At 65.9% G+C, this 12,140-nt stretch carries 12 protein-coding genes; 4 read left to right on the top strand and 8 right to left on the bottom strand.

The annotated features are described in order from the left end of the window. The first annotated feature begins 3 nt into the window (after positions 1-3). Complete coding sequence (locus tag ACQ4L4_RS17635; RefSeq protein WP_431100213.1) at positions 4-318, top strand: STAS domain-containing protein; 315 nt, start codon at positions 4-6, stop codon at positions 316-318. A gap of 80 nt (positions 319-398) precedes the next feature. Here ACQ4L4_RS17635 and ACQ4L4_RS17630 read toward each other — a convergent pair whose 3' ends face one another. Together ACQ4L4_RS17630 and zwf are read right to left on the bottom strand one after the other, a co-directional pair. Next, positions 399-1,259, bottom strand: a complete 861-nt coding sequence (locus tag ACQ4L4_RS17630; protein WP_377160135.1) for a MurR/RpiR family transcriptional regulator — start codon at positions 1,257-1,259, stop codon at positions 399-401. 10 nt (positions 1,260-1,269) lie between these two features. Continuing rightward, on the bottom strand, positions 1,270-2,715 hold the full coding sequence (zwf, locus tag ACQ4L4_RS17625) for a glucose-6-phosphate dehydrogenase (protein WP_377160137.1): 1,446 nt from the start codon (positions 2,713-2,715) through the stop codon (positions 1,270-1,272). 228 nt (positions 2,716-2,943) lie between these two features. On the opposite strand from zwf, the gene tal reads away from it, so the two are divergent. Genes tal through ACQ4L4_RS17610 form a run of 3 tightly spaced genes read left to right on the top strand, consistent with a single transcriptional unit; the run spans position 2,944 to position 6,180 of the window. Further along, a complete protein-coding gene (gene tal, locus ACQ4L4_RS17620) occupies positions 2,944-3,894 on the top strand; it encodes a transaldolase (protein WP_431100211.1) in 951 nt (316 codons plus the stop codon). Next, complete coding sequence (pgi, locus tag ACQ4L4_RS17615; RefSeq protein ID WP_431100210.1) at positions 3,891-5,519, top strand: glucose-6-phosphate isomerase; 1,629 nt, start codon at positions 3,891-3,893, stop codon at positions 5,517-5,519. The genes tal and pgi overlap by 4 nt, the downstream gene beginning before the upstream one ends. A gap of 40 nt (positions 5,520-5,559) precedes the next feature. Then, on the top strand, positions 5,560-6,180 hold the full coding sequence (locus ACQ4L4_RS17610) for an HAD family hydrolase (RefSeq protein WP_431100209.1): 621 nt from the start codon (positions 5,560-5,562) through the stop codon (positions 6,178-6,180). A 38-nt stretch (positions 6,181-6,218) separates the two neighbouring features. Here the strand turns inward: ACQ4L4_RS17610 and ACQ4L4_RS17605 are convergent, their stop codons facing one another. The 6 genes from ACQ4L4_RS17605 to pilB all read right to left on the bottom strand — a co-directional run bounded on the left by ACQ4L4_RS17605 (position 6,219) and on the right by pilB (position 11,961). Then, positions 6,219-6,428, bottom strand: coding sequence for a DNA gyrase inhibitor YacG (locus tag ACQ4L4_RS17605; RefSeq protein ID WP_377160145.1), 210 nt, complete (start codon positions 6,426-6,428; stop codon positions 6,219-6,221). A gap of 55 nt (positions 6,429-6,483) precedes the next feature. Continuing rightward, positions 6,484-7,239, bottom strand: a complete 756-nt coding sequence (gene zapD, locus ACQ4L4_RS17600; protein WP_088407952.1) for a cell division protein ZapD — start codon at positions 7,237-7,239, stop codon at positions 6,484-6,486. A gap of 69 nt (positions 7,240-7,308) precedes the next feature. Beyond that, positions 7,309-7,902 carry a dephospho-CoA kinase gene (gene coaE, locus ACQ4L4_RS17595; protein WP_431100208.1) on the bottom strand — a complete coding sequence of 198 codons (594 nt, stop codon included), beginning with the start codon at positions 7,900-7,902 and terminating at the stop codon, positions 7,309-7,311. 19 nt (positions 7,903-7,921) lie between these two features. Next, on the bottom strand, positions 7,922-8,866 hold the full coding sequence (locus ACQ4L4_RS17590) for a prepilin peptidase (protein ID WP_431100207.1): 945 nt from the start codon (positions 8,864-8,866) through the stop codon (positions 7,922-7,924). Then, a complete protein-coding gene (locus tag ACQ4L4_RS17585; protein ID WP_431100206.1) occupies positions 8,867-10,102 on the bottom strand; it encodes a type II secretion system F family protein in 1,236 nt (411 codons plus the stop codon). It abuts the gene before it with no gap. A gap of 125 nt (positions 10,103-10,227) precedes the next feature. Then, entirely contained in the window at positions 10,228-11,961 is a 1,734-nt protein-coding gene (gene pilB, locus ACQ4L4_RS17580) for a type IV-A pilus assembly ATPase PilB (protein WP_431100205.1), read from the bottom strand. Positions 11,962-12,140: the final 179 nt, after the last annotated feature.

Below are 12,140 nucleotides of genomic sequence, written 5' to 3'. Positions count from 1 at the left end.
GCGATGCTGAAGCTGCCGTCGCGGCTGCGGCTGGAGAACGTGCCTGAAGAATGGGTGCGGCTCGAGAGCGCGCTGCGCGCCGAGTTGGCTCAGGTCGGCAATGCCGCCGGGAGAAGCGTGACCCTGGATGCGAGCGGCCTGATCGACTTCGACTCGGCGGCGCTGAGCTTGCTGCTCAGCGCGCTGCGGCTGTGCGGTCAGGACGGTTGGCAGCTGACGCTTCAGCAGGCGCCGCGCGAGTTGCGCGAGTTGGCGCGCGTGTACGCGCTGGAACATCTGTTCTGGGCCGATGCGACGGCTCCCGCCGAGATGGTGTGACCTTCTGTCGCACTGAATGAAATCGGGCCGCTGATGCGGCCCGATTGTTTTTCAGCGTCGCGTGCCGACGAGTATGGGAGTCACTGTGCGTAACGCTTGGTGCGGAGGTTGCGTTTGATCTCCTGCAGCATCGGACGCAGGTTTTCGCCCAGTCGCAAAGCGACGCCGGTGGTCAGCACGTCCACGACGATCAGGTGCAGCAGCCGCGACACCATCGGGCTGTAGCGGTCGTAGTCTTCCGGGTGGTCGACGGCCAGCAGCACCTGGCCTGGCAACTGCCCCATCTGGGCCAGCGGCGAGCCGCTGGCGGTGATGATGATCGTCGTCGCCCCCTTCTTGCGGGCGATCTCGGCGGCATCCATCAGGTCGCGGCTGCGTCCCGAGTTGGAGATGATCACCGCGCAGTCGCCCGAGCCCAGCATCGTGGCGCTCATCAGCTGCACGTGTCCATCGCTGCAGGCGAAAGTATTGGCCCCGAGCCGGAAGAACTTGTGCTGCGCGTCCTGCGCCACGATGCCGGAGTTGCCGACGCCGTAGAACTCAATGCGCTGACGCTGACGGGCCGTCTCGGACAGCGCCGCAATGGCGCGTTCGAAGGCGTGGCTGGCGGCGTCGTTGCGGTAATGGAGCAACGCCGCGACCGCGTTGTCGACGACCTTCACGATCAGGTCGCCGGGCTTGTCGTCCTCGTCGACGGCGCGGTGCACGAAGGGCACGCCTTCATTGACGCTGCCGGCGAGCTTCAGCTTGAAGTCGGCCAGGCCGTCATAGCCGACGCTGCGGCAGAAGCGCACGACGGTCGGCTTGCTGACATGGGAACGATCGGCGAGTTCGCTGACCGGCAAGCTCGCGAACGAGCGCGGATCGGCCAGCAGCAGCTTGGCGACACGCTGTTCGGCGGGCGGCAGCGCGGGCAGCGCGGCCTTGACTCGTTCGAGCATGCTCATCGCTTCAGCATTCCTCGATCCAGGAGTGGCCGTCGCGCGCCACGAGCGCGCTCGAGGCGGGAGGGCCCCAACTGCCGGCGACGTAGGTGCGCGGTCCGGTGCTGTCCTGCTTCCAGAAGTTCAGGATCGGCTCGACCCAGCGCCAGGCCTGCTCCTGCTCGTCGCTGCGGACGAAGAGGTTGAGCCGTCCGGCGATGGCGTCCAGCAGCAGCCGTTCATAAGCGCCGACCCGCGTGTGGGCGAAGGCCTTGTCGAAGTCCAGGTCCAACGAGACAGGGCTCAGGGCCTCCGTGCTGGAGCCGCCCTTGTTGGCCATCAACTGCAGCTCCAGGCCGTCCTCGGGCTGCAGCTTGATGATCAAGCGGTTGGGACAGCTGCTGCCCGGGAAGATCGGATGTGGCACCGGACGGAAATTGATGACGATCTGCGCGTCCCGCGCGGCGAGGCGCTTGCCGGTACGCAGGTAGAAGGGAACGCCTGCCCACCGCCAGTTCTGGATCTCCGTCTTCAGGGCGACGAAGGTCTCGGTGTGGCTGTCCGCGGGGATCTTGCCTTCGTCCAGATAACCCGGCACCGGCTTGCCCTCGGCGTTGCCGGCACGGTACTGGCCACGCACGACGTCGCGCGCGACGCTCTCCGCGGTGAACGGCTTGAGCGCGCGCAGCACCTTCAGCTTCTCGTCGCGGATCGCATCGGCGTCGTTGCTGGAGGGGGCCTCCATCGCAATCATCGTCAGCAGTTGCAGCGCATGGTTCTGGATCATGTCCCGCAGCGCGCCGGTGCCGTCATAGAACGGACCGCGTGTGCCCACGCCCAAGCCTTCGGCCAGCGTGATCTGGATGTTGGCGATGCTCTCGCGCCGCCACAGCGGTTCGAACAGCGCGTTGCCGAAGCGTAGCGCCATCAGGTTCTGCACCGAAGGCTTGCCCAGGTAGTGATCGATACGGAAGGCCTGCGTCTCCGAGAACACCGAGCGCACGACGCGGTTGATCTCCTGCGCGCTGGCCAGATCGTGGCCCAGCGGCTTTTCCAGCACGACGCGCACGTTCGCGCCGTTGAGGCCCGCGGCGCCGAGCTGCTGGCAGATCTGCGTGAACAGGTGGGGACTCGTCGCCAGATAGAACACGACGGTGTCTGCGTTGCGCTCGCCCAGCCACTCCTTCAGCCGCGCATAGTGGTCGGGCTGGGACAGGTCCATGCGGCGGTAATGCACCAGCTCGGAGAAGCGGGCGAATTCTTCGTCGTTCGGCCGCTTGCCGGCCTCGACCTCCTGGAAGCGCTCCTTGAGCCATTCGCGATAGCGCTCGTCGGATTGCTCGTCGCGGGCGACGGCCAGGATGCGGCCGCCTTCGGGCAGCTTGCCGTGGCGGAACGCCTGGAAGAGCGCGGGCATCAGCTTGCGCCAGGTCAGGTCACCAGTGCCACCAAAGAAGACGAGGTCGAAGGACATGAGCGCGGCACCCCGCATCGGGGCGTAAGAGTTGTTGGCGATGTCTTGATGTAACGAAGTTACCGGAATTATGATGCCCCAGTTTCTTGGGCCGGTCAACGGCGTGGCAGCTCGGAAGGCGGGCGCCGCAAGCAGTTCTAATACGGGTTTCCCTGTCGTCGTCGAGGGGCAAAGCCCATGCCTCCGACGCGTCCCGTCCGTTCTCGATCGCCTCAGGCGCCTACGCTCATGAACCAGCTCGAACAACTCAAGGCCTTCACCACCGTCGTCGCCGACACCGGCAATTTCAAGCAGCTGGCGCAGTTCACGCCGCGCGATGCCACGACGAATCCGTCGCTGATCCTGAAGGCGGTGCAGTCGCCGGACTACGCCCACCTGCTGGAGGACACCGTCGCCGCCAGCAAGACCGATGCGTTGGACCTGATCGTCGACAAGGTGCTGGTGGCCTTCGGCCTGGAGATCCTCAAGGTCGTCCCGGGCCGCGTGTCGACCGAGGTCGACGCCCGACTGAGCTTCGACACCGTCGCCACGCTGGCGCGCGCGCGCCGCCTGATCCAGATGTATGAGGACGCGGGCATCGGCCGCGACCGCGTGCTGATCAAGGTCGCGTCGACCTGGGAAGGCATCCAGGCTGCGCGCGAGCTGGAGCTCGAAGGCATCCACACCAACCTGACGCTGCTGTTCTCCTTCTGCCAGGCGGTGGCCTGCGGCGAGAACGGCATCCAGCTGATCTCGCCCTTCGTCGGCCGCATCTACGACTGGTACAAGAAGGCCGCCGGCCCGAACTGGGACGAGGCCGCCAATGCCGGCGTCAACGACCCCGGCGTGAAGTCGGTCGCCGCGATCTACAACTACTTCAAGAAGCACGGCATCCAGACCGAGGTGATGGGCGCGAGCTTCCGCAACATCGGGCAGATCCAGGCGCTCGCCGGCTGCGACCTGTTGACGATCAGCCCCGATCTGCTCGCCCAGCTGCAGGGCAGCGAAGCGCCGCTGGCGCGTGCGCTCGACGCCGACGCCGCCAAGGTCCAGGACTTGCCCAAGGTCTCCTTCAACGAGGCGGCCTTCCGCTTCGCCCTCAACCAGGACGCCATGGCCACCGAGAAGCTGGCCGAAGGCATCCGCCTGTTTGCCGTCGATGCCGGCAAGCTGGACCAGATGATCGAAAGCCTGCGATGACCGAGTTCCCGCGTTGCGACCGCAGCCCGACCTGGGCGGCCTTGCAAAGTCATTTCCAGCAATCCGGACGCGCGTTCGACGTGCGCCAGGCCTTCGCGACCGATGAGGGCCGCTTCGCGGCCTGGTCGCTGCAGACGCCGGAAGTGTTTGCGGATCTGTCGAAGAACCGCATCGACGCTCGCACGCTGGAACTGCTGCTGACGCTGGCCCGGGACGTTCAGCTGGAGTCGCAGCGCGAGGCGCTGTTCAACGGTGATCCCATCAACGCGACCGAAGGCCGCGCCGTGCTGCACACGGCGCTGCGTGCGCCGGCGGGGCAGGGGCCGCACTCGGACGAGGTGCAGGCTTCACTCGCGCGCATGCTGGCCTTCGCCGACTCGGTGCGCGATCAGGCGAGGAGCGGCATCACCGACATCGTCCACATCGGCATCGGCGGCTCGGACCTCGGGCCGGCCATGGTCGTGCAGGCCCTGCAGTCGTATGTGCCGGCTGGCCTGACGCTGCATTTCGTGTCGAACGTCGACGGGCACGACCTGGCCCCGGTGCTGCGCGGGCTGGACCCGAAGACGACGCAATTCGTCGTCGCCTCCAAGACCTTCACGACGCAGGAGACGCTGGCCAACGCGATGGCGGCGAAGGCCTGGTTCCAGCAGAACGGGGGCACCGACATCGCGAAGCACTTCGCCGCCACGACCAGCAATGCGAAGGCCGCCGCCGCGTTCGGCATCACGACGACCTTCGGTTTCTGGGACTGGGTGGGTGGGCGCTACTCGCTGTGGTCGGTGATCGGGCTGCCGATCGCGATCGCGGTGGGCTCGGCCCACTTTCGCGCGCTGCTGGCCGGTGCGCATGCCATGGACCAGCACTTCCGCAGCGCTCCGCTGGAAAAGAACCTGCCGGTGCTGCTGGGCCTGCTGGACGTCTGGTACCGCAACTTCCACGGTTTCACGAGCCGCTCGGTGGCGCCTTACCACCAGGGGCTGCGCCGGCTCCCGGCCTATCTGCAGCAGCTGGAGATGGAAAGCAACGGCAAGGGCGTCGATCGCGCCGGCGATCCGCTGAGCTTCGCGACCAGTCCGGTCGTCTGGGGTGAGGCCGGCACCAATGGCCAGCATGCCTACTTCCAGATGCTGCACCAGGGGACCGATGTGATCCCGGTGGAGTTCATCGCCGTGAAGACGCCGAACTTCGGCCCGCAGGTCGGCGGAGAGCTGTTGGACAAGCTCAAGGACCAGCACGTGAAGCTGCTGGCGAACTGCCTCGCGCAATCGCAGGCGCTGATGCAGGGCAAGACCGCGGAGGCCGCGCGTGCCGAGAAGGCGCCGACCGCATCGCAGGATCTTGATCCGGATGTGCTGGCACGGCATCGGAGCTTCACCGGCAACCGGCCGAGCACGATGCTGTTGCTCGATGCGCTGACGCCGTCGTCGCTCGGCGCGTTGATCGCGCTTTACGAGCACCGCGTGTTCGTCAGCGGTGCCGTGTGGAACATCAACAGCTTCGACCAGTGGGGCGTGGAGCTGGGCAAGGCGCTGTGCAACAGCCTGCTGCCGCGCTTGACCAGCGGCGATGTGTCGGGCTTGGATGCCTCCACGGCCGGACTGCTCGCCAAGCTGCGCGGCTGATCCCCTCTCTCCGATTCCCACGCAGTAGAGAACCCGTCAGATGAAGATCGTTTTTGATTTCGGTGCGGTGCTGTTCCGCTGGCACCCGCCGAGTTTCCTGGCCCGCGTCTGGGCCCACCGTGTCGCCGACGAAGTCGAAGGCGCGGCCATTGCCAAGGACTTCTTCCAGGCCTACAGCGGCGATTGGGGTGCGTTCGACCAGGGTCTGGCCGATGCGCCGACCACGGCCGATCGCATCCATGCGCGCACCGGCTGGTCGCGCGAGGACATCGTCGCCGTGATGGAGGCAGTGCCGTCGGAGCTCAAGCTCATCGAAGGGACCGCGGCGCTGATCCGGGAGTTGAAGGCACAGGGGCACACGCTGTACTTCCTCTCGAACATGCCGGAGCCCTATGCCGACTACCTCGAGCAGAGCTTCCCGCTGAAGGAGTGGTTCGTCTCGGGTGTCTTCTCGGGTCGAGTGAAGCAGTCGAAGCCGTCACGCGAGATCTTCGACCTCGCGCTCGAACAGTTCGGCGCCAAGCCCGAAGAGGTGCTGTTCCTCGACGATCATCCGGCCAACATCGCGGCAGCGAAGGAGCTCGGCTGGCACACCCACCTGTTCACGACGCCGGAACTGGCGCGGGAAGACCTGGTGCGTCGGGAACTGCTTCCGGCCTGAAGGACGTCGGCCGGCGCGCAGCCTGCGCGCGATGCGGCCTACTTCGAGGCGTCGTCCTCGTCGATCGTCGTCGGCGGCGCGGCCACGCGGAACGATTCGTCGGACCAGTGGCCCAGATCGATCTGACGGCAGCGCTCGCTGCAGAACGGGCGCCAGAGATTGCTTGGCGCGAACAGGCTGTCACCGCCGCAGGTCGGGCAGGGCACGATGCGCGGCGCAGGCGTGGCGGGGATGAATTTCTCGGTCATGACGAAATCGGAACTGCGGTGTGCGGTGGGCGCATTCAGCGCCGAGCGCACCAGGTCAGGAACACAGGGTCAGTTCGAAGGTGGCGTCCACGGGCGCTGGTTTCAAGCGCCCGTCCTCATCCTGGCGCATCAGCCGGATCGAGACCATCAGGCGGTGGCCGCTGATTTCCGGGATCAGGCCCAGGCTGGGGTCGATGCGCATGCGCAGCATGTGGAAGCTGCGCCCCGGCGGGAGGCTCTGCTGGTACTGGCCGCCGTGGGCGGCCACCTTGTGCGGCGAGCCGCTGTCACGCAGCAGGCCCAGCAGGACGTTCAGCGCCTCGGCCAACGGCATCAGCGTCTGCGCCCACTGCATCAGGTCGTTGCGGCGGCGTACCGGCAGCAGTTGCTGCCACGCGTAGTAGGCGGGCAGATCGAACTCGCAGGTGCCGCCCGGGATCGAAATCCGGCTGCGGATGCTCATCAGCCACTCGTTGGTCGTCAGCGCATGACCGGCCTTGCCGGGCAACTGGTTGAGCTTGTCGAAGGCGGCATCGATGCGACCCACCACCTCGTCCAGCACGGCTTCAGACACCGCCGGATTGCCGCGGTAGCTGTTGAACTGCGTGCGGTGGCGCTCCAGCTCCTTGAGCAGGTCAGCCTTGAGGTCGGCACGCGAGGCGACGTCCATCACCTCGAAGATGGTGGCCAACGCGAAGTGGTGATCCATCGCGGTGTCGCGCGCCATCAGCTGACCGAGCCGATCGAACAGGTGTTCGAGTCTGAGCATCGTGCGGATGCTCTCGTTGAACGGGTATTCGTAGAGGACCAAGTCGACATCCCTTTGCGGCAAGTGACCATTGTTCCACAGTGTCACAGCGCCCCCCATCCGGTAGCGGGGTCAGAGCAGGGGACTGGCCAGCAGCATGCGGACTTCTTCTTTCAGCTGTTCGAGCGTGAGGCCGTCGTTGTGGATCACCGCGTCCGCAGCGGCACGGCGTTGAGCGCGCGTCGCCTGCTGCGCCAGGATGGCGCGCACGGCCGGCTCGCTCAGGCCTGATCGGGCGATCACGCGGGCGAGCTGAGTCTCTTCCCGGCAGTCGACGACCAGCACGCGGTCGACCAGGCGCCGCCAACGGCCAGATTCGACCAGCAGCGGCACGTCGAACACGACCCGTTGTCCCGGTGTCGCGAGCGCTGCCTGCCGCGCCGTTTCCGCGCCGATCATCGGATGCAGGATGGCTTCGAGCGCGCGTTTGGCCTGCGGATCCCGAAAGGCCAGTTCCCGCATCGCGGCCCGGTCGAGCGCACCGTCAGGCGCGACGAAGGTCGGACCGAACCGCAGCGCGATGGCCGACATCGCGCCACCATCAGGCTGGGTGAGTGCGCGGGAAATCGCATCGGTGTCGATCAGCAGCGCGCCGCCCAGCGCCACCAGTGCCGACGCCACGGTGCTCTTGCCGCTGCCGATGCCGCCGGTGAGACCGATGCGCACGAGTTGCTCCGAGGAGAGATCAGACCGGCTGAAGTCCCAGCCAGACGGCGACCTTCGCAGTCCCGATGAGCAGCACCGCAAGTCCGCCGCCGGCCAGGAAAGGCCCGAACGGCACATAGCGACCCTCGCGCAGGCCCCCTCGGAGTTTCAGTCCGATGCCCACGAAGGCGCCGATCAGCGAGGCGAACAGCGCGACCGGCAGCACCATCTGCCAGCCCAGCCACACCCCCAGGGCTGCCAGCAGCTTGAAGTCGCCGTAGCCCATGCCTTCCTTGCCGGTGGCCAGCTTGAACACCCAGTAGATGGACCACAGCGAGAGATAGCCTGCGAGCGCCCCGATCAACGCATCGGTCAGCGAGACCGGAATCCATCCGGCGTACGCCGCGATCAGGCCGGCCCACAACAGGGGCTGGTTGATGCTGTCGGGCAGCAGCGTGGTGTCCCAGTCGATGCCGGCCAACGCAACCAGCGCCGCAGCGAAACCGCAATACAACAGGCTGGCCGGCTGAGGGCCCAAGCGCCAGGCGATGCCCGCGAACAGCAGGCCCGTGAGCAGCTCGACGAACGGGTAACGCGCGGAGATCGGCGCCTTGCAGGACGCACATTTCCCACCCAATCGCAGCCAGCCGATCAGCGGCAGATTCTCGTGCCAGCGCAACTGGTGGCCGCAATGCGGGCATCGCGATGCCGGACGGACCAGCGAGAACGCGGGCTGGCGATCGAGCGACTCACGCAAGGGGCCTGCGGCGGCCGCCAGGTGACGCGTAGCAGCCTCGTCGAGCCCGGCGTGGGCGCGCAGATCGTCTTCCAGCGCCAGTTGGTCGGCGCAGTCGGACAGCCACTCGCGGTGCAGCATCACCGGCAACCGGTAGATGACGACATTGAGGAAGCTGCCGACACACAGGCCGATGAGGCCGAGGAACGCGGGCGAGAGCAGCGCGTCCAGCAGAGCCGGGTCCAGCACTTACACCACCGCGCCCAGCTTGAAGATCGGCAGGTACATCGAGATCACGATGCCGCCGATCAACGTGCCCAGGAACACGATGATGATGGGTTCCATCAGGCTGGACAGCGCCTTGACGGCGTCATCCACCTCTTCTTCATAGAAGTCGGCCGCCTTGCCCAGCATGTGGTCCAGCGAGCCGGATTCCTCGCCGATCGACGACATCTGCAGGACCATGATCGGGAAGATGCCGGTCGTCTGCATCGATGTGGTCAGCGAAGCGCCGGTCGACACGTCGCGCTGGATCTTTTCGGTTGCCTCGACGAATACCGCATTGCCGGAAGCGCCCCCCACCGAGTCCAGGGCCTCCACCAGCGGCACGCCCGCGGCGAACATCGTTGCCAGCGTGCGCGTCCAACGGGCGACCGCCGACTTGTAGATCAACTGGCCGAACACCGGGATTTTCAGCAGGAGCCGGTCCATGAACTTCTGCATCTTCTCCGAGCGTTTCCAGCTCTGGAAGAAGAAGTACAGGCCACCGCCGATGACGCCGAAGATCAGCCACCAATACGCAACGAAGATCTCCGACATCGCCATCACGAACAGCGTCGGGGCCGGGAGATCGGCACCGAAGGACTTGAACACGTCCTTGAAGGCCGGGATCACGAAGATCATGATCACCGCCGTCACGACGAAGGCCACGACCATCACCGCGATCGGGTAGGTCAGGGCCGACTTGATCTTGCCCTTCAGCGCAACGGTCTTTTCCTGGTAGATCGCCAGACGGTCCAGCAGGGCTTCCAGGATACCGCCCTGCTCGCCGGCCTCGACCAGGTTGCAGTACAGCGCGTCGAAGTAGAGCGGATGCTTGCGGAAAGCGGCCGACAGCGAAGTGCCCGTCTCGACATCCTGACGGATGTCGGTCAGCAGCTTGGTCAGGCGGGGGTTCGGGCTGCCCCGGGCGACGATGTCGAACGACTGCAGCAGCGGGACGCCCGCGCGCATCATCGTCGCGAGCTGACGTGTGAAGACCGAGATGTCCTTCTGCTTGATGGACTTGCCGCCGGAGCTGCGCCGCTTCTTGATCTTGCTGACCAGGATGCCCTGGCGCCGCAGCGACGCGCTGATGACGGCTTCGCCGCCGGCCCGCATCTCTCCGCGAACGATCTTGCCGTTGCGGTCCTTGCCTTCCCATTCGAAGACGTATTCCTTGATGCCCTTGGCCGCGCTCTTGGCGCCTGCGGTGGTCGTCGCCATATCACCTCCTGCCGTCGCGCCAGACGAGTGGCGCTCCCAATCTTTGACTCGTTCGATCGGTCCTGGTGACCTGACGCCGGACATGCCAACGCGGCGCCCGAGGACGCCGCGTCATGCTCCCAGTGTCATTCGTTGGTGGCCGCCAGCACCTCTTCCAGTGTCGTGACGCCCGCCCGGACCTTGACCAGCCCGGACTGCCGCAAGTCCCGCACGCCATCCGCGCGGGCTTGCTGGGCGATGTCCACGGCCGTTCCCTCGGACAGGATGATCCGCTGGATCGCCTCCGTGATGGGCATCACTTGGTAAAGGCCGACGCGTCCACGATAACCATTGTTGCAATTCGAGCAGCCGACGGCCCGATAAGGCTTCCAGCTGCCGTCGAGGTCCGACTCCACGAAGCCGGCGCGAAGCAGTGCTTCACGCGGATATTCGGCCGGCGCCTTGCAGTTCTCGCACAAGCGGCGCGCCAATCGCTGCGCGGTGATCAGCAGCACGCTCGAGGCGATGTTGAAGGGCGCCACGCCCATGTTCAGCAGGCGGGTCAGCGTTGTCGGCGCGTCGTTGGTGTGCAACGTCGACATCACCATGTGACCGGTCTGTGCGGCCTTGATGGCGATGTCCGCCGTCTCCAGATCCCGGATTTCACCGACCATGATGATGTCGGGATCCTGGCGCAGGAAGGCCTTGAGCGCGGCCGAGAAGGTCAGCCCCGCCTTGTCGTTGACGTTGACCTGGTTGATGCCGGGCAGGTTGATTTCCGCCGGATCCTCGACGGTGGAGATGTTGGTGCCCGGCACATTCAGGATGTTCAGGCAGGTGTACAGCGACACCGTCTTGCCCGAGCCGGTCGGCCCGGTGACCAGGATCATCCCGTAGGGCCGCTGGATGCAATGGAGCAGCCGTTCCTTTTCAATCTTCTCGTAGCCCAGGGCTTCGATGCCGAGCTTGGCCGAGGAAGGGTCCAGGATCCGGATCACGATCTTCTCGCCGAACAGCGTCGGCAGCGTCGAGACCCGGAAGTCGATTGCCTTGGAGCCGAACTTCAGCTTCATCCGGCCGTCCTGGGGGACGCGGCGTTCGGAAATGTCCATCCGCGATATCACCTTGATCCGCGATGAGAGCTTGTCCTTGATCGCGATCGGCGGCTGCGTGATCTCGCGCAGCTCGCCATCGACCCGGAACCGGACGCGGTAGTGGTACTCGAACGGCTCGAAATGCAGGTCCGAGGCCCGCATGTTGATGGCGTCCACCAGCATCTTCTGGAGGAAGCGCACGACCGGCGCATCCTCCACGTCCGTGATTTCCTGCGATTCCTCGGGCGGTGGTGTGTCGTCTTCGGCGATGTCGAAGTCGAAGTCCTCGCCGGAGATCGCTTCCAGTGCCTCGGCGGTCGAAGCGGCGGCGATGCCCAGCAGTTTCGTGAGCTTGTCGTGCTCGACGATGATCCATTCAGGTGTCAGCTGGGTGGCGAACTTGATGCGCTCGACGACTTCCTGCTCGGTCGGATCCGCCCCGCCGATGAACAGCCGGTTGCCGCGGCGCGCCAGTACCACGACCTGGTACTGCGCCGCGAGCTTCGCGTCGATGATGTTCTGCGGCAGCTTGTGCCCGTCGACCGCATTCAGATCCAGCAACGGCAAGGCGAGCGCGTGCGACAGCGTGTGGGCGAGGTCCGTCGACGAGACGGTGCCCGAGGCCATGACCGCATTGATGAAGCTGGTCTTCTTTTCCCGCGCGAGTTTGACCAGGTCCTCGGCCGCCTGCGGCTTGAGCTTGCCGGCGTGCACGAGCACGCGGGCAACGCCTGACAGGGCGGACTGAGGGGGTTCGGCCAGAGTGGTGTCCACGGATATCGCCATCGGGTAGGGTCTTGCCGGATGCCGGCGCGCGCGCCGGAGCAGCCCCTCACTTTACCCCCATGAACGGAGGGCCGGCAGCAGGGGCTGTCCTGGCTTTCACTGAAGTCAGACGCTTCGTGCAATTTCGGCCTTGGTCACTGGAAATTGAGCGCGAAATGTGCGAGACACCCCCAGTGCCG

This window comes from Roseateles noduli (assembly GCF_050626985.1).
GTDB classification, from domain to species: Bacteria; Pseudomonadota; Gammaproteobacteria; order Burkholderiales; family Burkholderiaceae_C; genus Roseateles; species Roseateles noduli_A.
This window is presented reverse-complemented; position numbering and strand designations above follow the sequence as displayed.